The organism is Pseudomonas batumici, assembly GCF_036585405.1.
GTDB lineage: Bacteria > Pseudomonadota > Gammaproteobacteria > Pseudomonadales > Pseudomonadaceae > Aquipseudomonas > Aquipseudomonas batumici.
The window spans coordinates 3816930-3839167 of the sequence record NZ_CP144470.1 but is presented as its reverse complement, the minus strand read 5'-3'; the positions used below and the strand labels follow the sequence as shown (position 1 = coordinate 3839167).

The 22238-nt window shown below is 60.8% G+C and carries 21 protein-coding genes; 1 reads left to right on the top strand and 20 read right to left on the bottom strand.

All coding sequences use genetic code 11. From position 1 onward, the window contains the following. Positions 1-83 precede the first annotated feature (83 nt). Complete coding sequence (locus tag NUH87_RS17315; protein ID WP_338521982.1) at positions 84-1586, top strand: aldehyde dehydrogenase family protein; 1503 nt, start codon at positions 84-86, stop codon at positions 1584-1586. A gap of 18 nt (positions 1587-1604) precedes the next feature. Here NUH87_RS17315 and NUH87_RS17310 read toward each other — a convergent pair whose 3' ends face one another. The 20 genes from NUH87_RS17310 to mnmG form a co-directional block, all read right to left on the bottom strand. Next, on the bottom strand, positions 1605-3659 hold the full coding sequence (locus NUH87_RS17310; protein WP_338521980.1) for a pyridoxamine 5'-phosphate oxidase family protein: 2055 nt from the start codon (positions 3657-3659) through the stop codon (positions 1605-1607). 55 nt (positions 3660-3714) lie between these two features. Further along, positions 3715-4344, bottom strand: a complete 630-nt coding sequence (locus tag NUH87_RS17305; RefSeq protein ID WP_338521978.1) for a glutathione S-transferase — start codon at positions 4342-4344, stop codon at positions 3715-3717. A 126-nt stretch (positions 4345-4470) separates the two neighbouring features. Continuing rightward, entirely contained in the window at positions 4471-5373 is a 903-nt protein-coding gene (locus tag NUH87_RS17300) for a LysR family transcriptional regulator (protein ID WP_338521976.1), read from the bottom strand. Positions 5374-5410: 37 nt separating this feature from the next. Further along, on the bottom strand, positions 5411-6226 hold the full coding sequence (locus tag NUH87_RS17295; protein ID WP_338521974.1) for an alpha/beta fold hydrolase: 816 nt from the start codon (positions 6224-6226) through the stop codon (positions 5411-5413). A gap of 218 nt (positions 6227-6444) precedes the next feature. Then, a complete protein-coding gene (gene glmS, locus NUH87_RS17290) occupies positions 6445-8280 on the bottom strand; it encodes a glutamine--fructose-6-phosphate transaminase (isomerizing) (protein ID WP_040071846.1) in 1836 nt (611 codons plus the stop codon). A gap of 3 nt (positions 8281-8283) precedes the next feature. After that, the gene (locus tag NUH87_RS17285; RefSeq protein WP_040071894.1) at positions 8284-9060 is read right to left on the bottom strand and encodes a DeoR/GlpR family DNA-binding transcription regulator; all 777 of its coding nucleotides are present in this window, start codon (positions 9058-9060) and stop codon (positions 8284-8286) included. 119 nt (positions 9061-9179) lie between these two features. After that, positions 9180-10547 (bottom strand): bifunctional UDP-N-acetylglucosamine diphosphorylase/glucosamine-1-phosphate N-acetyltransferase GlmU, encoded by a 1368-nt coding sequence (glmU, locus tag NUH87_RS17280; RefSeq protein WP_338521971.1) that lies wholly within the window; start codon positions 10545-10547, stop codon positions 9180-9182. Positions 10548-10659: 112 nt separating this feature from the next. Next, positions 10660-11085 (bottom strand): F0F1 ATP synthase subunit epsilon, encoded by a 426-nt coding sequence (locus NUH87_RS17275; protein ID WP_040071848.1) that lies wholly within the window; start codon positions 11083-11085, stop codon positions 10660-10662. A gap of 45 nt (positions 11086-11130) precedes the next feature. After that, positions 11131-12507, bottom strand: a complete 1377-nt coding sequence (gene atpD / locus NUH87_RS17270) for a F0F1 ATP synthase subunit beta (RefSeq protein ID WP_040071849.1) — start codon at positions 12505-12507, stop codon at positions 11131-11133. A 27-nt stretch (positions 12508-12534) separates the two neighbouring features. Continuing rightward, positions 12535-13395, bottom strand: coding sequence for a F0F1 ATP synthase subunit gamma (atpG, locus tag NUH87_RS17265; protein WP_040071850.1), 861 nt, complete (start codon positions 13393-13395; stop codon positions 12535-12537). A gap of 50 nt (positions 13396-13445) precedes the next feature. Further along, on the bottom strand, positions 13446-14990 hold the full coding sequence (gene atpA, locus NUH87_RS17260) for a F0F1 ATP synthase subunit alpha (RefSeq protein WP_040071851.1): 1545 nt from the start codon (positions 14988-14990) through the stop codon (positions 13446-13448). Positions 14991-15011: 21 nt separating this feature from the next. Continuing rightward, entirely contained in the window at positions 15012-15548 is a 537-nt protein-coding gene (locus NUH87_RS17255) for a F0F1 ATP synthase subunit delta (RefSeq protein ID WP_040071852.1), read from the bottom strand. A 12-nt stretch (positions 15549-15560) separates the two neighbouring features. Next, on the bottom strand, positions 15561-16031 hold the full coding sequence (locus tag NUH87_RS17250; RefSeq protein ID WP_040071853.1) for a F0F1 ATP synthase subunit B: 471 nt from the start codon (positions 16029-16031) through the stop codon (positions 15561-15563). Between the two features lie 58 nt (positions 16032-16089). After that, a complete protein-coding gene (gene atpE, locus NUH87_RS17245) occupies positions 16090-16347 on the bottom strand; it encodes a F0F1 ATP synthase subunit C (RefSeq protein ID WP_019694395.1) in 258 nt (85 codons plus the stop codon). A gap of 133 nt (positions 16348-16480) precedes the next feature. Continuing rightward, entirely contained in the window at positions 16481-17353 is an 873-nt protein-coding gene (atpB, locus tag NUH87_RS17240) for a F0F1 ATP synthase subunit A (RefSeq protein WP_040071855.1), read from the bottom strand. A gap of 16 nt (positions 17354-17369) precedes the next feature. Next, on the bottom strand, positions 17370-17777 hold the full coding sequence (locus NUH87_RS17235; RefSeq protein WP_040071856.1) for a F0F1 ATP synthase subunit I: 408 nt from the start codon (positions 17775-17777) through the stop codon (positions 17370-17372). Between the two features lie 148 nt (positions 17778-17925). Then, positions 17926-18798, bottom strand: coding sequence for a ParB/RepB/Spo0J family partition protein (locus NUH87_RS17230; protein ID WP_040071857.1), 873 nt, complete (start codon positions 18796-18798; stop codon positions 17926-17928). 9 nt (positions 18799-18807) lie between these two features. Continuing rightward, positions 18808-19602, bottom strand: a complete 795-nt coding sequence (locus NUH87_RS17225; protein ID WP_040071858.1) for a ParA family protein — start codon at positions 19600-19602, stop codon at positions 18808-18810. Positions 19603-19620: 18 nt separating this feature from the next. Beyond that, a complete protein-coding gene (rsmG, locus tag NUH87_RS17220; protein WP_040071859.1) occupies positions 19621-20265 on the bottom strand; it encodes a 16S rRNA (guanine(527)-N(7))-methyltransferase RsmG in 645 nt (214 codons plus the stop codon). Further along, positions 20262-22154, bottom strand: a complete 1893-nt coding sequence (mnmG, locus tag NUH87_RS17215) for a tRNA uridine-5-carboxymethylaminomethyl(34) synthesis enzyme MnmG (protein WP_338521957.1) — start codon at positions 22152-22154, stop codon at positions 20262-20264. The genes rsmG and mnmG overlap by 4 nt, the downstream gene beginning before the upstream one ends. Positions 22155-22238: the final 84 nt, after the last annotated feature.

Here is a 22238-nt window from a genome sequence, read left to right as displayed (position 1 = left end):
TAAAAGAAACGCCGTTAGCAGGTGAGCCGACGGCGTTTTTCTTATACATTTTGCCTTCTATTCCACAGACAAGTTTTCCCACCATGACCAGCACGCTTGATCGTCTTATCGCCGGCACTCCGATTCTCTACGCGGGTAACCGGGTTTCCCCGGTACCGCCGGAGTTGGCCGAGCGTTTCCAGCCGGGCGATCATCTGCTGGTGGACCAGGCCAGCGGCGAACTGTTGCTGATCCCCCACGCCGTGCAACAGATCGCGACCCAGGCCATCGACACCGCACAGGAAGCGTTCAGCGCCCTGGCCCTGGTGTCGGACGAAGCCATCAGCCAGTTCTTCGACCTGTTCGCCCAGCACCTGGAAGCGCCGGCTTCCTGGGCCCTGATCGAGGCCGCGAACCAGGCCGATATCGCACAGGCCAAGGCCCGTGGCCGTTCCACCACCCGTCTGCTGGCGAGCGAGGCCATGCGCTGCGACATGATCGCCGGGCTGCGGGCCTGGCGCGACGCGCCGCTGATTCGCGGTCGGGTCCGCGAGTCGGTGGAACATCAGGGCTGGAAAGTCGAGCAGGTCGTTGCGCCCTTGGGCGTGGTGGCGTTCGTCTTTGAAGGTCGGCCGAATGTGTTTGCCGATGCCGCCGGCGTCCTGCGCACCGGCAACACCGCGGTGCTGCGGATCGGCAGCGATGCCCTCGGCACAGCCCAGGCGATTGTTCGCCACGCCCTCGATCCGGCGCTACGCGAAGCGGGCTTGCCGGCGGGCGCGGTGTCGCTGGTGGAAAGCAGCGACCGGGCGGCGGGCTGGGCCATGTTCGCCGACCGCCGCCTGTCCCTGGCGGTGGCCCGGGGCTCGGGCCATGCAGTGCAGCAGCTCGGCGGGATCGCCCAGCAGGCCGGCACCGTGGTCAGTCTGCACGGCACCGGCGGTGCCTGGCTGGTGGCCCATCAGGACGCCGACGCCGGACGCTTTGCCGAAGTGGTGCGCAACTCCCTGGATCGCAAGGTCTGCAACACCCTCAATGTCTGCGTGATTCATCGCCAACGGGCGGCCGAACTGGTGCCGTTGTTCCTCAATGCATTGAAGGCCGCCGGCGAAGCACGCGGCCAGAACTGCAAACTGCATATCGTCAGTGGTGACGAAAGCGTGCTGCCCGCTGAGTGGTTGCAGGCGCGGGTGCAGGTCCAGCGTGCCGAAGGCTATCAGGAAGAAGCGCAAACCGAGTCGTTGCCCGAGGACCAGCTTGGCTGTGAGTGGGAGTGGGAAGAGACACCGGAAGTCAGCCTGAAAATCGTCGATGACCTGGATCAGGCGATTACCCTGTTCAATCGTTACAGCCCGCAGTTCACTGTATCGCTGATCAGCGCCGACCGTGGCGCCCATGACTACTTCTACAACAGTATCAACGCGCCCTTTGTCGGCGATGGTTTCACCCGCTGGGTCGATGGACAGTACGCGCTGAACAAGCCGGAACTGGGGCTTTCGAACTGGGAGAACGGGCGGTTGTTTGCCCGTGGCGCGATCCTGGCCGGAGACGGGGTATTCACCCTGCGCAGCCGGATGAGCCAGATTGACCCAAGCCTGCGGCGCTGAACATCACGCGATCCATCGCTATAGATCCAGCACCAGCGGTTCCGTGCTTTTGGCCGGAATCGCACAGCAGATCAGCACCTGCCCCTCGCCCGGCAACTCCGCGGGCGGCAGTGGGTAATGCACCTGTCCACTGATCAGGCGGGTGCTGCAAGTTCCACAAGAGCCGCCCCGGCAACTGAACTCCGGCTGCAAACCCCGGCTCTCGGCCAATGCCAGCAGGCTTTCGCCCTCCGGCAGCCAGCGCGCTTCCTTGCCCGAACGATGGAACACCACCGGCACCGACTGCGTCGCCGCCGGCGGCTGCTCGATCCGAGGGACACCCGGATCCTGGCGGCGGCGTAACGTCGAGGGTCCGAAAGTCTCCGCATGAATACGCTCGTCGCGAATATCCATATCGCGCAATTGATCGTACAGACCCTGGGTAAAACCACCCGGGCCGCACAGGACAAAATCCACCGAATCATAGTCATCGACCGTCAGCACGGCCTTCAGTACTTCGACATCGAGTCGACCTTGCAGGTGGTAATCCTCGCCCGGAACCGCATCAGGCTCCGGTTGGCTCAGCAGTCGGACCACCTGGACCGTATCGTCGGCACGGGCCAACAATTCATCCAGCTCGGTCCTGAACGGCAACTCCGCCAACGACCGGGCACTCTGGAACAATACCGTGGGTCGCATCCGCCGGGTGCGTTTGCCCTGGTACACCACCTCCCGCAACATCGACAGCAAGGGCGTAATCCCCACACCCGCGGCCAGCAATACCAGCGGGCGCTGCTCATGGGCCGCCAGCGTGAAATGCCCCTGCGGCGCACGCGCCTCCAGCACATCACCGACCTTGAGCTGCTCATGTATATGGGACGACACTCGGCCGTCGCGCTTGACACTGATCCGGCAGAACTCATCCGACGGTGCCCCCGACAGGCTGTAGGTGCGAATCTGCGTCTGCCCGTCCAGATTGAAACGCAGCGGCAAATGCTGCCCGGCCTGAAACACCGGCAACCCCACCCCGTCTGTCGGTTCCAGGTACAGCGAGCGAATGCTGCGACTTTCCTCAATAATCCGACTGATCCGCAAAGGCCGCCAAACGTTGCCCAAAGCCTCGGCCTGCAGACGCGCGGCGGCCTTCTCCCAGCTGCCGGTCATCAGGCTGTTTGGTGAAAAACCCTCGAACTTCCAGCGCAAGGTCGAAGCCGCCGGGCGCCGCACACAATGTTCCACGTGGAACGTCCACAAACGCTCGGCGCCCTGAAAGGCCTTCACCAACGGCCCGTCCAGGATGATCTCGGTCCGCCCGCTGAGCTGCAGCAGGTCACCGCTATTGAAATCGATAAACAGCAGGCCGGCGCGGGGATTGACCAGCAGATTGCCCAGGGTATTGAAATGCAGGTTGCCGGCGAAATCCGGGATGGTCAGGCGATCACCTTCCACCCGGACAAAGCCGCTTTGCCCGCCACGATGGGAGACATCCACGGAACGGGTGCCGTCGATATCCACATAACTGGCGACGAAGAAGGTATCGGCGGCGCGGACCATGGCCGTCGCCGCGGCGTCCAGACCGTGCGAGCGGTGAACCACTTGTGTCGTCGGGTCCGGCGCGGGCACCCGTTCGAACTGGCGCAACTGAATGTACTGCGGACAGTTGCCGAACGCATGTTCCACGGCAACGCTCAAACCTTGCCCAGAGCGCGCCGTGACACGCCCATTGATGCGATTGCGCCGCCGGGTGTGCAGTTCGATCCCCAGCAGGCCGATGGCCGCGCCGGTTTGCAGGGCTGAATACATGGGATCCCCCACCTGTGGAAAACTCTCCACTTGCAGAAGCCTCGGCTCGGGAGAAAAGGCAAAGCCGGGCTCACCTTCAAACAGGCTCGCCCATGGGTTGCCTTCATCGTCCACACTGCCGAACAGCAGGAACGGCAACTGCCGATAAAAATCACGATGCTGGTCCGGCATATAGTCGCGAATCACCTTGGGACCGAACTCCGCCATCCGTTCGGCGACCCCGACGTGGGTCTGCATCCGCAGCTCGCCGGCATGCCAGGGTGAGGTTCTGGAGGGGCTGTGTGGGTTCATCACGACGTCTCCACGGAAAACGTTCCCGGCCAGAGACCGGGAGGCTTCATTGACTTCAGGCTGTCTGCAAACCGACCACGGTGCGCGGCATCGGTACAAAGCCTGGCAGCGCTTCGATGCGCGCCAGCCAGGCCCGGACATTAGGGTAGTCGGCCAGCGAGACATTGCCTTCCGGCGCATGGGCGATATAGCTGTAGCCGGCGACGTCGGCGATGGTCGGCGTATCACCCACCAGATAGGACGAGTGGCTCAGTTCCTGCTCGATGACCTTGAGCAAGGCATGGGAACGGCTGATCGCTTCCTCTGCGTCATAGGGTGCGCCGAAGGCCGTGATCAGGCGGGCCCGGGCCGGACCGAAGGCAATCGGGCCCGCCGCCACCGACAGCCAGCGTTGCACATGGGCGGCGCCAACCGGATCGGTGGGCAGCCAATGGCCTTGTCCGTACTTGAGCGCCAGGTACACCAGAATGGCCGTGGAGTCGGCGAGGATAACGCCTTGATCATCGATGACCGGCACCTGGCCGAAGGCATTCAGGGCCAGGTATTCCGGCTTTTTATGGGCACCGCTGGGCAGATCCACATGAATCAGTTCCACCGGCAGGCCGAGCAGGGACAACATCAGTTCGACACGGTGAGCGTGGCCGGAACGAGGAAAGTTGTAGAGCTTGATGGCGTTCTGAGGCATGACCGACTCCGAGGGCAGAAGCGCGACCCGGGATGGTTCGCGCTGATGGAGTGATCTTCCCCCTTCAGCGAAAACAACAGAATCACCAGAAACGGCAATCCATTCTTTCAGAAATTGAAAGGGTGATCAGCCCCTCAGATTCGGATCCTCGCGCAGCGCCGCGACCACGAAGTCGACAAAGCTGCGCACCCGCACGGACGTCGTGCGACCACCTTGATACACCACATGGATCGGCAGCGGCGGCAACTCGAAATCCTCCAGCACGATCTCCAGCTCACCGCTCGCCAACTTGTCCGCCACCTGATAGGACAGCAGCCGAGTCAGGCCAAAGCCCATGCAGGCAGCGCGGATGGCAGCCCGATTCGCAGTCAGTGCCAATCGCGGCTCCAGGCGGACGCTCAAGGGTTTGTCGCCGTCGAGAAACTGCCAGTTCCTGACCTGTGAAGCTGACGCGGCCATGACGATCTGCGCCTGGCGCAATTCGTCCGGATGCTTCGGTCGGCCCTGCTTGTCGAGATAAGTCGGCGAAGCGCAGACCACCCGGCGTACCTGCCCTACCCTGACGGCGCGATAACCGCTGTCGGGCAACTCACCGATCCGTACCGCGACGTCGATCCCGTCCTCGGCCATGGGCACCACGCGGTCCACCAGCAGCGCGTTGATGTCCACCGCCGGATACTGCGCCAGGTACTGCACCATCACGGGGGTGACATACAGCTCGCCGAACAGCACCGGCGCGGTCATGGTCAGTTGGCCGCTGGGGCGGGCGTGACTGTCGGCGGCCGAGGCCTCGGCTTCCTCCATCGCGGCGAGGATACGCCGGCAGTCGTCCAGGTAACGTTGCCCGGATTCGGTCAGGTGTACATTGCGCGTGGTACGAACCAGTAACTGGGCGCCGATACGTTGTTCCAGCGCCGCCACCGCCCGGGTCACGCTCGGCGCCGAGAGGGCGAGACGCCGTGCCGCCGCCGCAAAGCCCTGCTCCTGGGCCACGGCGACGAACACCTGCATTTCCTGGAATCTGTCCATGGATTGACCGACTCGCTCCTACCGAGGATTGCGGTGGTTAGACAGGCAGCTCTGACAGGAAGGTCAGCAGCGCATCGTTCACGAACGCCGGGTTTTCGATACTGGAAATATGCCCGGCATCCGGTATCCCGATATAATCGCAGCCGATCAACTCGGCCATCTCCCGGGCTTCGCTCGGCGGCCGGGGCTTGTCCTGCTCACCGCCCATCACCAGGGTGCTCCTGGCATCCAACGCCGCCAGCGCGGCCAGACGATCGTCACGCCCGAAGATCAGTCGTCCCAGCGGTACGACGCTGTCACGCAGGCGCTCGCTCGACCAGCTCGCCAGGGATGCGCGAAACGCCTGGTAGAACGGCAGCTGCGGATCGATACCCGGTTTGAAGAAAATCGGCACGATCGCGTCGAGCAGCGGCGGCGGAACGCTGCCGGCGTCCTCGATCATTTTCAGCATCGAGAAATAATACTGTCGGGTCGGCGCCGGCTCTTCACCGGCATAGGTATCCATCAGCACCAGGCCACGAACGCGCTCGGGTGCCGCCAGGGCCAGACGGGCGCCCCACATGCCACCAACCGACAGGCCGACCAGGCTGAAACGCTGAATCTCCAGGTGATCCAGCAAAGCCAGCACCTGGTTCGCAAGATCGTCGAGGCCATGGGTAGTGTCCGGCAACGGCCCTGACTGCCCGTGGCCCCAGAGCTCCGGCACGATCACCCGATAGTGCTGCGAAAGCGCCGCGATCTGCGGCGCCCACATGCCGCTGTCCCACAGGTAGCTGGAACCCAGTACCACCACCTCGCCCACGCCCTGGTCGAGAAAATGGAGCGGTTGCCCATCGATCGTCACAAACGGCATTGAATTCCCCCTTCACAAATGGATGAAACAGCGAGTGCCTTGCCCCTTGCACCCGGAATCAAGAGATCGGACAGCGTTGCCTGCGAGCGTTCAAATGTCCAGAGGCATCTCTCATGCCAGCGGTTTGGTCCGGTAGAGAAAGGTAAGTCGATAAATCACAGACGAAAAAAAGCCGCCTTGAACGGCGGCTTTTTTACCGAACAGATGAATCCGCAGCCTTACTCCACCGTCACCGACTTCGCCAGGTTACGCGGCTGGTCGACATCGGTGCCCTTGAGCACTGCCACGTAGTACGACAGCAGTTGCAGCGGGATCGTATAGAGGATCGGCGCCAGGGTGTCGTGGATATGCGGCATGGTGATGACGTGCGTCCCTTCGGCGTTGGCCATCCCTGCGTTTTCGTCGGCGAAAACGATCAGCTCACCACCGCGGGCCCGCACTTCCTGCAGGTTGGATTTGAGCTTCTCCAGCAATTCGTTGTTCGGCGCAACGGTGACGATCGGCATGTCGTTGTCCACCAGGGCCAACGGACCATGCTTGAGCTCGCCCGCCGGATAGGCTTCGGCGTGGATGTAGGAAATTTCCTTGAGCTTGAGCGAACCTTCCATCGCCACCGGGTACTGAGCGCCACGGCCGAGGAACAGAGTGTGATGCTTGTCGGCGAACAGCTCGGCGATTTTCTCGACCTTGGCGTCCATGGCCAGGGTCTCGCCCAGGCGGGTCGGCAGGCGACGCAGTTCTTCCACCAGCTCCGCTTCGACACTCGGTGCCAGGGTGCCACGGACCTGGCCCAGGGCCAGGGTCAGCAGCAACAGGCTCACCAGCTGGGTGGTGAAGGCCTTGGTCGAAGCCACGCCGATTTCGCGACCGGCCTGGGTCAACAGGGTCAGGTCCGACTCACGCACCAGCGAACTGATGCTGACGTTGCAGATCGCCAGGCTGCCGAGGAAGCCCAATTCCTTGGCATTGCGCAGGGCCGCCAGGGTGTCGGCGGTTTCGCCGGACTGGGAGATGGAGACGAACAGGGTGTCCGGCTGCACCACCACCTTGCGGTAGCGGAATTCACTGGCGACCTCGACCTGGCACGGAATACCCGCCAGGCCTTCGAGCCAGTACCGCGCAACCATGCCGGCGTGATAGCTGGTGCCGCAGGCGACGATCTGTACGTTGCGCACCTTGGCGAACAACTCGGCCGCCTGGGGACCGAACGCCTGAACCAGGACCTGGTTCGGGCCGAGGCGGTTTTCCAGGGTGCGCTGGACCACGGTCGGTTGTTCGTGGATTTCCTTGAGCATGAAGTGACGGAACGCACCCTTCTCGGCCGCCTCCGCGCCGTCGCGATACTGCACGGCTTCACGCTCGACCTGACGGCCCTCGATATCCCAGATCTGCACGCTGTCGCGGTGGATCTCGGCGATATCGCCCTCTTCCAGGTACATGAAGCGGTCAGTGACCTGACGCAACGCCAACTGGTCGGAGGCGAGGAAGTTCTCCCCCAGGCCCAGGCCGATCACCAGCGGGCTGCCGCTGCGGGCGGCCAGCAGGCGATCCGGTTGCTGCGCGTTGATCACCGCCAGGCCGTAGGCACCATGGAGCTCCTTGACGGTGGCCTTCAAGGCCTTGGTCAGGTCGCCCAGGTCCTTGAACTTGTGGTGCAGCAAGTGGGCGATGACTTCGGTGTCGGTGTCCGAAGTAAAGACGTAGCCCATTCCCTTGAGCTGTTCGCGCAACACTTCGTGGTTCTCGATGATGCCGTTGTGCACCACGGCAATATCGGAGCCGGAGAAATGCGGGTGGGCATTGCGTTCGCACGGGGCACCATGGGTTGCCCAACGGGTGTGGGCGATACCCAGTCGACCCGGCATCGGCTCACCCGCCAGCGCCTGCTCCAGCTCGCTGACCTTGCCCGTGCGACGGGTGCGCTCCAGCGTGCCGTTATGGCTGAAAACGGCGACACCGGCGCTGTCGTAGCCGCGGTATTCCAGACGCTTCAGGCCCTCGACCAGAATGGCCGTGATATTACGTTCAGCAACTGCACCGACAATTCCACACATGCTCTATTTCTCCTGGCTGGCAACCGCGCAAACGACAGTGATGCCGCGGGCCTGAATCTGTTCGCGTACCTCTTTGGGTAAACGATCATCGGTAATAAGGGTATGGATACTGCTCCAGGGCAGCTCCAGGTTGGGAATCTTGCGGCCGATCTTGTCGGACTCGACCATGACCACCACTTCGCGGGCGACCTCCGCCATCACTCGGCTCAGTCCCAGCAATTCGTGGAAGGTGGTAGTGCCACGTTCCAGATCGATGCCGTCGGCGCCGATGAACAACTGGTCGAAGTCGTAGGAACGCAGGACACGCTCGGCGACCTGCCCCTGGAAAGACTCGGAATGCGGGTCCCAGGTTCCGCCGGTCATCAGCAGCACCGGCTCGTGTTCCAGCTCGCTCAGGGCTCGGGCGACATGCAGGGAATTGGTCATCACCACCAGGCCGGGTTGCTGACCCAGCTGCGGGATCATCGCGGCGGTGGTACTGCCACTGTCGATAATGATACGCGCATGCTCGCGGATACGTCCTACAGCAGTTCGGGCAATTGCCTGCTTGTAGCGGGAAACCGTCTGGGCCGGGTCGCCGAACATCTCGTGGGGAATGGTGATCGCGCCGCCGTAGCGCCGCATCAGCAGACCGTGGCTTTCCAGGGCCGCAAGATCCTTGCGAATCGTCACCTCGGAGGTTTCGAAGCGCCTGGCCAGTTCATCCACACTGACTTCACCCTGATCATTGAGCATGGCCAGGATGTTGTGCCGACGTTGAGGGGTATTGCGTTTCGATATAGTCACTTAAGTTTCGATTCGAAAGATAATTGCGGCAATGAAACCTTCGAATCGAAACTTAGTCAAGTGAAATGAGTGGACTGTGGATAAATATCCTCCGCAGCGCCGCTGTGGATAACTCAGGGCTTGCTGATCTTCACCGGCCGTTTCCAGCCATCGATATTCCGCTGGCGGGCACGGGCCACCCCCAACTGCGCTTCACCGATGTTCTGATGGATGGTCGAGCCCGCCGCCGTGCTGGCTCCGGACGCGATATCCACAGGCGCCACCAGCGAGTTGTTGGAACCGATGAAGACGTCTTCACCCAGCACCGTCCTGTGCTTGTTCGCCCCGTCGTAGTTACAGGTGATGGTACCGGCACCGATATTGGTCCGCGCGCCGATTTCGGCATCGCCGAGGTAAGTCAGGTGCCCACACTTGGCGTCTTCACCCAGGTGCGCATTCTTCAGTTCGACAAAGTTACCCACATGGGCACGGGCGTCGAGCACGCTCCCCGGGCGCAGGCGAGCGAACGGACCGGCATCGCTGCCCTCGCCCATGACCGCACCATCGATATGGCTGTTGGCCTTGATGGTCACGCCCTTGCGCAGGGTGCTGTTGCGAATCACACAGTTCGGACCGATCACCACGTCGTCCTCGATCACCACCTGGCCTTCGAGAATCACGTTGATGTCGATCAGCACATCACGACCGACACTCACCTCACCGCGTACATCGAAGCGGGCCGGGTCACGTAGGGTCACGCCTTGTGCCATCAGCCGACGGGCCGCGCGCAACTGGTAATGACGCTCCAGCTCGGCCAACTGCCGGCGGTCGTTGGCCCCCTGCACTTCCATGGCGTCCTGAGGTTGCTCGGTGGCGACCACCAAGCCATCAGCCACCGCCATGGCAATGACGTCGGTCAGGTAGTACTCGCCCTGGGCATTGTTGTTCGACAGGCGACTCATCCACTCACCCAGGCGCTTGGCCGGCAGTGCGAGAATCCCGGTGTTGCCTTCGGTGATCGCACGTTCGGCGGCGTTGGCGTCCTTCTGCTCGACGATCGCGGTTACCTTGCCTGCGGCATCGCGCACGATCCGGCCATAACCGGTGGGGTCATCCAGCTCGACCGTCAACAGCCCCAGCTGCTCCGGACCTGCCTGCTCCAGCAGACGCCGCAAGGTCTCGACTTCGATCAAGGGCACGTCGCCGTAGAGGATCAGCACGGTGTCGGCGGTAATGAAAGGCACCGCCTGGGCCACGGCATGGCCGGTGCCAAGCTGCTGGTCCTGCAGGACAAAGTTCAGGTCATCGGCGGCCAGGCGCTCACGTACCTGATCGGCACCATGGCCGATCACCACATGGATACGCTGTGGATCAAGTTGTCGGGCGCTGTGGATAACATGTCCCAACATCGAATTGCCCGCGACCGGGTGCAACACTTTAGGCAGCGAAGAGCGCATACGGGTGCCCTGACCCGCCGCGAGGATAACGATTTCGAGAGACATGACTGGTTACCAATCCTGGGTGGTCAGTGGCTGTGACCACGTGATAAACGCGAAAAAGAAAAAAGGGTAGCCGAGGCTACCCTTTTTAATCAATCACACAACAAGTGTCGGCTTAGCCGCCGAACTTCTTGCGGATCTGCTGGACGGTGCGCAGCTGAGCTGACGCCTCGGCCAGACGTGCGGCAGCGGAACCGTAATCGAACTCCGCGCCACGTTCATGCAGGGCCTTCTCGGCAGCCTTGACGGCTTCCTGAGCGGAGGCTTCATCCAGGTCGGCAGCACGTTGCACGGTGTCGGCAAGAACCTTGACCATGTTCGGCTGAACCTCGAGGAAACCACCGGAGATGTAGAACACCTCGGCTTCCCCGCCCTGCTTGATCAGGCGGATCGGACCCGGTTTCAGATTAGTGATCAGCGGCGCGTGACCCAGGGCGATACCAAGATCACCCAGTGCACCGTGCGCAATCACCATCTCGACCAGGCCGGAGAAGATTTCCCCTTCCGCACTGACGATGTCGCAATGGACTGTCATAGCCATCTGATTGCCTCAACCTAAATTAGCGCCCGTTGCCGGGCGCCGGGATTACAGTTTCTTGGCTTTCTCGATCGCTTCTTCGATGCCGCCAACCATGTAGAACGCTTGTTCTGGCAGGTGGTCGTAGTCACCGTTGAGGATGCCTTTGAAGCCAGCAATGGTGTCTTTCAGGGAAACGTATTTACCCGAGGCACCGGTGAAGACTTCAGCCACGAAGAACGGCTGCGACAGGAAGCGCTGGATCTTACGAGCACGGGATACCAACTGCTTGTCGGCTTCCGACAGCTCGTCCATACCCAGGATCGCGATGATGTCCTTCAGCTCTTTGTAGCGCTGCAGCACGTACTGAACGCCGCGAGCGGTTTCGTAGTGCTCGTTGCCGATCACGTTCGGGTCCAGCTGGCGCGAAGTCGAGTCCAGTGGATCGACCGCTGGGTAGATACCCAGGGAGGCGATGTCACGGGACAGTACGACGGTGGCGTCCAAGTGGGCGAAGGTGGTCGCCGGCGACGGGTCGGTCAAGTCGTCCGCAGGTACGTAAACGGCCTGGATCGAAGTAATCGAACCTTGCTTGGTCGAAGTGATGCGCTCTTGCAGCACGCCCATCTCTTCAGCCAGGGTCGGCTGGTAACCTACTGCCGAAGGCATACGGCCCAGCAGTGCGGATACTTCGGTACCGGCCAGGGTGTAACGGTAGATGTTGTCGACGAACAGCAGAACGTCGTTACCTTCGTCACGGAACTTCTCGGCCATGGTCAGGCCGGTCAGGGCTACGCGCAGACGGTTTCCCGGCGGCTCGTTCATCTGACCGTAAACCAGTGCCACTTTGTCCAGAACGTTGGAGTCCTTCATCTCGTGGTAGAAGTCGTTACCCTCACGAGTACGCTCACCCACACCGGCGAACACGGAATAACCGCTGTGCTCGATGGCGATGTTACGGATCAGTTCCATCATGTTTACGGTCTTGCCGACACCGGCACCACCGAACAGACCGACTTTACCGCCCTTGGCGAACGGGCAGACCAGGTCGATAACCTTGATGCCGGTTTCCAGCAGGTCGTTGCCGCCTGCTTGCTCGGCGAACGACGGCGCCGGGCGGTGGATGCCCCAACGCTCGTCGGTGTCAATCGGACCGGCTTCGTCGATCGGGTTGCCGAGGACGTCCATGATCCGGCCCAGGGTCGCTTTACCGACCGGTACGGAGATCGCGGCGTTGGTGTCGACGACGTCCAGACCGCGCTTCAGGCCTTCGGTGGAACCCATCGCAATGGTACGAACCACGCCGTCGCCCAGCTGCTGCTGAACTTCCAGAGTGGTTTCCGCGCCTTGTACTTTCAGCGCGTTGTAGATGCTCGGTACGCTGTCGCGTGGAAATTCCACGTCGATAACGGCGCCGATGATTTGAACGATACGTCCGCTACTCATAGCTGGATCCTCTGAATATTTGAACCGTTAAACCGCGGCAGCGCCGCCGACGATTTCCGAGATCTCTTGGGTGATCGCAGCCTGACGCGCCTTGTTGTAGATCAGCTGCAAATCGCTGATCAAATCACCGGCGTTGTCGGTAGCGTTCTTCATCGCGATCATCCGCGCAGCTTGTTCAGCTGCGTTGTTCTCGACCACCGCCTGGTACACCTGCGACTCCACGTAACGCACCATCAGGCCGTCAAGCAGCTCTTTGGCGTCCGGTTCGTAGAGATAGTCCCAGTGGTGCTTGAGTTCTTGATCCGGGGTCGCCACCAGAGGAATCAACTGCTCCACTGTAGGCTGCTGGGTCATGGTGTTGATGAACTTGTTGGACACCACGGACAGGCGGTCAATACGGCCGTCCAAGTAGGCATCCAGCATCACCTTGACGCTGCCGATCAGATCGTTGATCGACGGCTCTTCACCCAGGTGGCTGATAGCGGCTACGACGTTACCGCCGAAGTTGCGGAAGAATGCCGCACCCTTGCTACCGACCACGCACAGATCAATCTCGACGCCGTTTTCGCGGTTTACCGCCATGTCCTTGACCAGGGCCTTGAACAGGTTGGTGTTCAAGCCACCGCACAGACCACGGTCACTGCTCACCACGACATAGCCGACGCGCTTGACGGCGCGGTCGATCATGAACGGGTGGCGGTATTCCGGGTTGGCGTTGGCCAGATGCCCAATTACCTGGCGGATACGCTCCGCATAAGGACGGCTAGCAGCCATGCGCATTTGTGCCTTGCGCATTTTGCTGACCGCCACTTTTTCCATGGCGCTGGTAATTTTTTGCGTGCTTTTGATGCTCGCAATCTTACTGCGAATCTCTTTTGCGCCTGCCATGTAACACCTATCAGGTTAGCAAGCGGGAGCCTTGCGGCTCCCGCTGCGGCTTACCAGGTTTGGGTGGCCTTGAACTTCTCGATACCGGCTTTCATGCCAGCGTCGATTTCGTCATTGAAGTCACCCTTCACGTTGATCTTGGCCAACAAGTCGGCATGATCGCGGTTGAAGTAAGCAATCAGCGCTTGTTCGAAGCTGCCGATCTTGGCGATTTCGACGTCAGTCAGGAACCCACGCTCAGCGGCATACAGCGACAGCGCCATGTCGGCGATCGACATCGGTGCGTATTGCTTCTGCTTCATCAGCTCGGTAACGCGCTGACCGTGCTCAAGTTGCTTACGGGTCGCTTCGTCCAGGTCAGAAGCGAACTGGGCGAATGCCGCCAGTTCACGGTACTGGGCCAGGGCGGTACGGATACCACCGGACAGCTTCTTGATGATCTTGGTCTGAGCGGCACCACCTACGCGGGATACCGAAACACCGGCGTTCACAGCAGGACGGATCCCGGAGTTGAACATGGCCGACTCCAGGAAGATCTGACCGTCGGTGATGGAAATCACGTTGGTCGGAACGAACGCGGAAACGTCGCCAGCCTGGGTTTCGATGATCGGCAGCGCGGTCAGGGAACCGGTCTTGCCAGTCACTGCGCCGTTGGTGAACTTCTCGACGTACTCTTCCGAAACGCGGGATGCGCGCTCCAGCAGACGGGAGTGGAGATAGAACACGTCACCTGGGTAGGCTTCACGGCCTGGCGGACGGCGCAGCAGCAGGGAGATCTGGCGGTAAGCCACTGCTTGCTTGGACAGATCGTCATAAACGATCAGCGCGTCTTCGCCGCGGTCGCGGAAGAACTCGCCCATGGTGCAACCGGAGTACGGTGCCAGGAACTGCAGCGCAGGAGATTCGGAAGCACTGGCAGCCACGATGATGGTGTTGGCCAGGGCGCCGTTTTCTTCCAGCTTGCGAACCACGTTGGCGATGGTCGATTGCTTCTGACCGATAGCCACGTAGACGCAGAAGATGCCGCTGTCTTTCTGGTTGATGATCGCGTCGATCGCCAGAGCGGTCTTACCGATCTGACGGTCACCGATGATCAGCTCACGCTGGCCACGGCCGACCGGGATCATGGCATCGACAGCCTTGTAGCCAGTCTGTACAGGCTGGTCTACCGACTTACGCCAGATCACGCCTGGAGCCACTTTCTCGACCGCGTCGGTCAAGGTGTTGTTCAGCGGACCTTTGCCGTCAACCGGGTTACCCAGTGCGTCGACAACGCGACCCAGCAGTTCCTTACCGACCGGAACTTCGAGGATGCGGCCGGTGCACTTGGCGCTCATGCCTTCAGCCAGAGTCGTGTAGGCGCCCAGTACCACGGCACCTACGGAGTCTTGCTCGAGGTTGAGGGCCATACCGTAGACGCCGCCCGGAAACTCGATCATCTCGCCGTACATGACGTCGGCCAGACCGTGAATCCGCACGATACCGTCAGACACGCTGACGACAGTGCCTTCGTTACGGGCTTGGGAGGTCACATCGAGCTTTTCGATGCGGCCCTTGATAATTTCACTTATTTCGGAAGGATTGAGTTGCTGCATTGCTCTGCTGCCCCTTCAAACTCAAGATTTCAATGCTTCGGCCAGGTTCGCGAGTTTGCCGCGAACCGAGCCATCGATAACCAGGTCGCCGGCGCGGATCACGACGCCACCAATCAGCGCGGCGTCCTCCGCAACTTGCAGGCGCACTTCCCGATTGAGTCGTGCACTGAGAACCTTGGCGAGTTTGTCTTGCTGTTCTTGGTTCAATGCAAAAGCACTGGTCACTTCCACGTCTACCGACTTCTCCCGCTCGGCCTTGTACAGGTCGAACAGAGCGGCAATCTCCGGCAACAGCAGGAGACGGTCGTTTTCAGCAACGACGTGGATGAAATTCTGTGCCTTGGCATCAAACTTGTCGCCACACACGTCAATGAACGTGGTGGCCTTTTCTGCGCTCGTCAGTCGCGGGGCCTTGAGCACGCGCTGCATGGTGTCGTCTTCCGACACCGCTGCTGCCAGGCCGAGCATGGCTGACCAATTGGCCAGTTGCTGGTGGGCCTGAGCGTGCTCGAAGGCCGCCTTAGCGTAAGGTCGGGCCAACGTGGTCAGTTCTGCCATGATCGCCCTCGCTTAGATTTCAGTAGCCAGTTTGTTAACCAGCTCTGCGTGCGCGTTTTGATCGATTGATTTGCCCAGGATCTTCCCGGCGCCGTCGACCACCAGGCTACCCAATTGGGCGCGCAGCGCGTCTTTGACACTGTTGAGTTCCTGTTCGATCTCGGCCTGAGCCTGAGCCTTCACACGGTCAGCTTCGACGCGAGCCTGTTCACGGGCTTCGTCGACGATCTGGTTACCGCGTTTCTTGGCTTGCTCGATGATTTCGGCTGCCTGAGCTTTAGCATCGCGCAGTTGATGACCCGCTTTCTCTTGGGCCAACTCCAGGTCGCGAGCTGCTCGGCTGGCAGCGTCCAGTCCATCCGCGATCTTCTTCTGACGTTCGTGCAGTGCCGCGATGACCGGAGGCCACACGAACTTCATGCAAAACAGTACAAAAATGAGGAACGCAACGGACTGGCCAATCAGGGTCGCATTAATGTTCACGCCAACACCTCGCTCGTTCGTTGTCCATCACACCCATCTACTCGAAATATCCGAGTGATTAGTGTGCGAGTTGACCGACGAAGGGGTTCGCGAAGGTGAAGAACAGAGCGATACCAACACCGATCATGGTTACGGCGTCGAGCAGACCGGCAACGATGAACATTTTGACTTGCAGCATTGGAACCATTTCTGGCTGACGCGCGGCGCCTTCCAGGAACTTGCCGCCCAGCAGGCCGAAACCAATTGCGGTACCCAGTGCGCCCAGGCCGATCAACAGTGCAACAGCGATAGCGGTTAGACCAACTACAGTTTCCATCTTTCCTCCCGACTTTTACGTCGTATGGTTTAGGTTTTTTTAATTTAAAGCGGTAAAACAAATCGTTTCGCGGCCCCTTGCAGGGCCACCCCGCACCGAGGCGCGAGGGACATCAGAACCGCCAAGGCGGCTCTTAATGGTTTTCTTCGTGTGCCATCGACAGGTAGACGATGGTCAGCATCATGAAGATGAACGCCTGCAGGGTGATGATCAGGATGTGGAACACAGCCCAAGCCCATTGCAGCACTACGCCCAGGCCGCTGAGCCAGAGCAGGCCGCTGCCGAACATCACGGCGATGAGGATGAACACCAGCTCGCCGGCATACATGTTGCCGAACAGTCGAAGAGCCAGCGAGATCGGCTTGGCGATCAGGGTGACGAATTCCAGCAGGAAGTTCACCGGGATCAGCAGGGCCTGAACGACGATGTTCTTGCTGCTGAACGGGTGCAGGGTCAGCTCGCCGACGAAACCGCCGAGGCCCTTGATCTTGATGCTGTAGAAAATGATCAGTGCGAAGACCGAGAAGGACATGCCCAGGGTCGCGTTCGGGTCGGTGGTCGACACGGCACGGAACGGGATGTGCTCATCACCAGTGAGCAGGATGGCCAGGTGAGGAATCCAGTCGACCGGGATCAGGTCGATGGCGTTCATCAGGAACACCCAGACGAAGATGGTCAGCGCCAACGGTGCAATCACCGGGCTACGACCGTGGAAGCTGTCCTTCACGCTGCCGTCGACGAACTCGACCAGGACTTCAACGAAGTTCTGCAGGGCACCGGGTTGGCCGGAGGTCGCTTTCTTCGCCGCCATGCGGAAAAGAAAGACGAAGATCAGGCCCAGTGCGACAGACCAACCCAGAGTATCCAGGTGGAATGCCCAGAAGCCCATGGCCTTGGCTTCTGCTGCGGAATGGGCAAAGCCCCAGCCGCCAGTAGGTAGCTGACCGAAGGTCAGGTTCTGCAGGTGGTGCTGGATATAGCCCGAAGCGGTTGTTTCTGCTGACATGGTTGCCTCAAACGCCCTAAGGTCTCGAAAGTCTTGTTCTCATTAGCACGGGTGCGAACCAGCTGACCAACTGGGTCAGCACGAAGACGCCGAAGACTGCTAGCGGCGCCAATGGCTTCACACCTGCGAACGTCAGTGCAAACAGCACTGCCGTCAAAATCAATTTCCCCGCCTCGCCGGCATAAAAAGACCGGACGATGGATTGGGCTGCCCGGGCGCCGGAAAACCGAAAGGCCCTGTGAGCAAAATACACATTGGGCAGCAAGGCTATCAGGCCTCCGCAGAGTCCTGAGTATCCGGCAACGACCCCATGCCATCGCCAAAGCGCCAAAGCTGCCACCAACAAAACGACAAACTGGGCCAATAAAATCGGAAATACCGCCAAGCGATGGAACGGCAACCTGTTTGGCGTGCGGGTTTCCATCACTAACGCTCCTCAAGGGTCGGCCGCCATGAATCAATAACTTGGCATAAATTGTGCCGACAAAATGCGCGCAGAGTATAGGGGCGGTTCAGCCCCTATTCAACTGTCGGGTAGTGATTTCCGACTGTTCGCTACATGAGGAAATGTTTCAGCGAATATGGGCGAGTACCCCTTGTAGTTCATCCAAGGAGTTATAGCGAATCACCAACTGACCTTTTCCCTTCTGGCCGTGGCGGATCTGCACCGCAGAGCCCAGCCGCTCTGCCAGGCGCTGCTCGAGGCGACTGATGTCCGGGTCGACCTTGGCAGGCTCGGCAGGCTCCTTTTTGCCGCTCAGCCACTGGCGGACCAGGGCCTCGGTCTGGCGTACGGTGAGGCCACGTGCGACAACGTGTCGCGCCCCTTCGACCTGTCGGTCATCCGGCAAACCGAGCAAGGCACGGGCATGACCCATTTCCAGGTCGCCATGGGACAACATGGTCTTGATGACTTCCGGCAATGCGATCAGGCGCAGCAGGTTGGCCACGGTCACGCGGGACTTGCCCACGGCTTCGGCGACCTGTTGCTGGGTCAGCTGGAACTCCTGCTGCAAGCGCTGCAGGGCCACGGCCTCCTCGATCGGATTGAGGTCTTCGCGCTGGATGTTCTCGATCAACGCCATGGCGATGGCGGTTTCGTCCGGCACATCGCGGACCATCGCCGGAATGCTGTCCTGCCCGGCCTGCTGGCTGGCGCGCCAGCGGCGTTCGCCGGCAATGATTTCAAAGCGACCGCTGCCGATGGGACGCACCACGATCGGCTGCATCACGCCCTGGGCCTTGATCGATTGCGCCAGTTCTTCCAGTGCCTGCGGGTCCATGTCCCGGCGCGGCTGGTACTTGCCGCGCTGGATCAGGTCCAGCGGCAGGTGTTGCAATTCCCGTTGATCGGCCTGGATGGCCTGCTCTTCCAACGCGCTGACAGTCGGACCACTCAGCAGTGCATCCAGTCCACGTCCGAGACCTCGTTTCTTGACGGCCATGGGGATTCCTTAAGTTGCCGGGGCTGCGGTGCGTGAAGTGCGGCGTTGACGGCGAACCATCTCGCCCGCCAGGGCCAGGTAGGCCACGGCGCCACGGGATTGTTTGTCGTAAGCCAGCGCGGGCATGCCGTAGCTCGGGGCTTCGGCCAGACGGATGTTGCGAGGGATCACGGTGTCGTACAGCTGCTCACCGAAATGTTCCTTGAGCTGTGCGGAAACGTCGTTCATCAAACTCAGACGCGGGTCGTACATGGTCCGCAACAGGCCTTCGACTTTCAGCTCCGGGTTGAGCAGTTCGGCGATGCGCTTGATGTTATCCACAAGGTCGCTGAGTCCTTCCAGGGCAAAGTACTCGCACTGCATGGGGATAATTACCCCATCGGCGGCCACCAGCGCATTGAGGGTCAGCATCGACAGCGACGGCGGGCAGTCGATGAGGATGTAGTCGTAATTCTCGCGAATCGGCGCCAGGGCGCTGCGCAGACGGCTTTCCTTCATCTGCATTTCCAGCAGCACCACCTCGGCCGCCGTCAGGTCACGGTTGGCCGGCAGCAGTTGATAACCGCCGTGCTCGGAGAAATGCATGGCCTGGGCCAGGTCGCATTCGCCGATCAGCACATCGTAGATGGAGTTTTCCAGGCCGTGTTTATCCACACCGCTACCCATGGTGGCGTTGCCCTGTGGATCGAGGTCGATCAGCAGCACCCGGCGCTTGGTCGCGACCAGGGATGCTGCGAGGTTGATGCAGGTGGTGGTTTTGCCCACGCCACCTTTCTGGTTCGCTATCGCGAATACCTTAGCCATTCTTGCTTGTGTTCCCAATCATGCCGTGCGGCGCAGTATCAGCAGATGGCGTTGGCCTTGGCAACCGGGTACGGCCAAGGCGTGTTCGCTATCGAGGTGGAAGTCTGCCGGCAATGCTACCAGCTCATCGGCGGGATGGACGCCCTTCATTGCCAACCAGCGTGTGTCGGCGTCGCCAAGGTGGCGAGTCCAGCCGGTGAAGTTCTCCATGCTGCTGAAGGCCCGGGAAATGATCCCGTTGAACGGCTGCGCGGGTTGGAAGGCTTCGACCCGGCTGTGGATAACTTGCAGGTTATCCAGTTTGAGTTCGAGTTTGACCTGGGTCAGGAAGCGGGTCTTCTTGCCGTTGCTGTCCAGGCAGGTCACCGCCGAATCGGGAAACAGGATCGCCAGGGGAATCCCCGGCATCCCGCCGCCGCTGCCGACATCGAGCCAGCGGCCGTTTTCGACGAAGGACATCACGCTCAGGCTGTCGAGCAGATGGCGCGAGACCATTTCGTCGGGATCGCGGACCGCGGTGAGGTTGTAGGCCTGGTTCCATTTGATCAACAGGGCCAGATACCCCAGCAGCAAGGCGTGCTGGGTTTCGCTCAGGTTGACGCCGAGCTGGCGGGCACCTGTGGATAACTCTTCTGCGTGTTGCGAAGTGACCAACGAACTCAAGCGCTTTGCTCCAACTGACGGCCGGCGCCGCGTTTTTTCAGGTGAATCATCAACAGGGAAATCGCCGCCGGCGTCACGCCCGGGATCCGCGAAGCCTGGCCCAACGTCTCGGGACGGGTGGCGCCGAGCTTGCTCTGGATCTCCTTGGACAGCCCGGAGATGCTGGTGTAGTCGATATCCACAGGCAGTTTGGTGTCTTCACTGGCCCGCAGGCGAGCGATCTCGTCCTGCTGGCGGTCGATATAACCGGCGTATTTGGTCTTGATCTCGACCTGTTCGGCGACTTGCGGATCCTCGGCGCCCTGCCCGGTCACTTCGACCAGACCAGCGTAGTCGATTTCCGGACGGCTCAGCAGATTCAGCAGGTTGTATTCGTGGGTCAGCGGTGTACCGAATTTTTCGGCAATGGCATCGCCCTGCTCGGTGCCCGGGCGGACCCAGGTGCTTTTCAGGCGCTGCTCTTCCAGCTCGATGCCTTCGCGTTTCTTGCAGAAAGCCGCCCAGCGCACGTCATCCACCAGCCCCAGTTCGCGGCCTTTCTCGGTCAAACGCAGGTCGGCGTTGTCTTCGCGCAGGATCAGCCGGTACTCGGCGCGGGATGTGAACATCCGGTACGGTTCCTGGGTTCCCAGGGTAATCAGGTCGTCGACCAGCACGCCGATGTACGCCTCGTCGCGACGCGGGCACCAGCTGTCCTTGCCTTGGGCACGCAACGCGGCATTGGCTCCGGCCAGCAGACCTTGCGCACCGGCTTCTTCGTAACCGGTGGTGCCGTTGATTTGCCCGGCGAAGAACAAACCGCCGATGACTTTGGTTTCCAGGCTGTATTTCAGGTCACGCGGATCGAAGTAGTCGTACTCGATGGCATAGCCCGGACGCACGATATGGGCGTTTTCCATGCCGCGGATCGATTGGACGATCTGCAACTGCACGTCGAACGGCAGGGATGTGGATATCCCGTTCGGATACAGCTCGTTGGTTGTCAGGCCTTCAGGTTCGATGAAGACCTGGTGGCTTTCCTTGTCGGCAAAGCGGTGGATCTTGTCTTCGATAGACGGGCAGTAGCGCGGGCCGATGCCTTCGATCACCCCGGAATACATCGGCGAACGATCGAGGTTCGCGGCAATGATTTCGTGGGTGCGGGCGTTGGTGTGGGTAATCCAGCAACTGACCTGCCGTGGATGCTGTTCTTTCGAGCCCATGAACGACATCACCGGAATCGGCGTATCGCCCGGTTGTTCGGACATCACCGAGAAATCCACGGAACGACCATCGATGCGTGGCGGCGTACCGGTTTTCAGGCGACCGACCCGCAGCGGCAGTTCCCGCAGGCGATGGGCCAGGGCAATCGACGGCGGATCACCGGCGCGACCGCCGGAATAGTTCTGCATCCCGATGTGGATAAGTCCACCGAGGAAGGTGCCGGTGGTCAGGACCACGGATTCGGCGAAGAAACGCAGGCCCATCTGGGTCACCACACCGCGAACCTGGTCCTGCTCGACGATCAGGTCGTCGGCGGCCTGCTGAAATATCCACAGGTTCGGCTGGTTTTCCAGGATCTCGCGCACCGCGGCCTTGTACAGCACACGGTCGGCCTGGGCACGGGTGGCGCGCACGGCAGGGCCTTTACGACTGTTCAGGACGCGGAACTGGATGCCGCCTTTATCGGTGGCGATGGCCATCGCGCCGCCAAGGGCATCGATTTCCTTGACCAGATGGCTTTTGCCGATCCCGCCGATCGCGGGGTTGCAACTCATGGCACCGAGGGTTTCCACGTTATGCGTCAACAGCAGGGTTTTTGCCCCCATGCGTGCGGACGCCAGTGCTGCCTCGGTACCGGCATGACCGCCGCCGATGACGATCACTTCAAAACGGGAAGGGAAATCCACCACGCACCTCGTGCCTGCTTCAGGTAGGTAATTAGGAATGGGTTCGGCCCAGGTTTTTGGGCCAGGTCGACAAGTATAGGGACT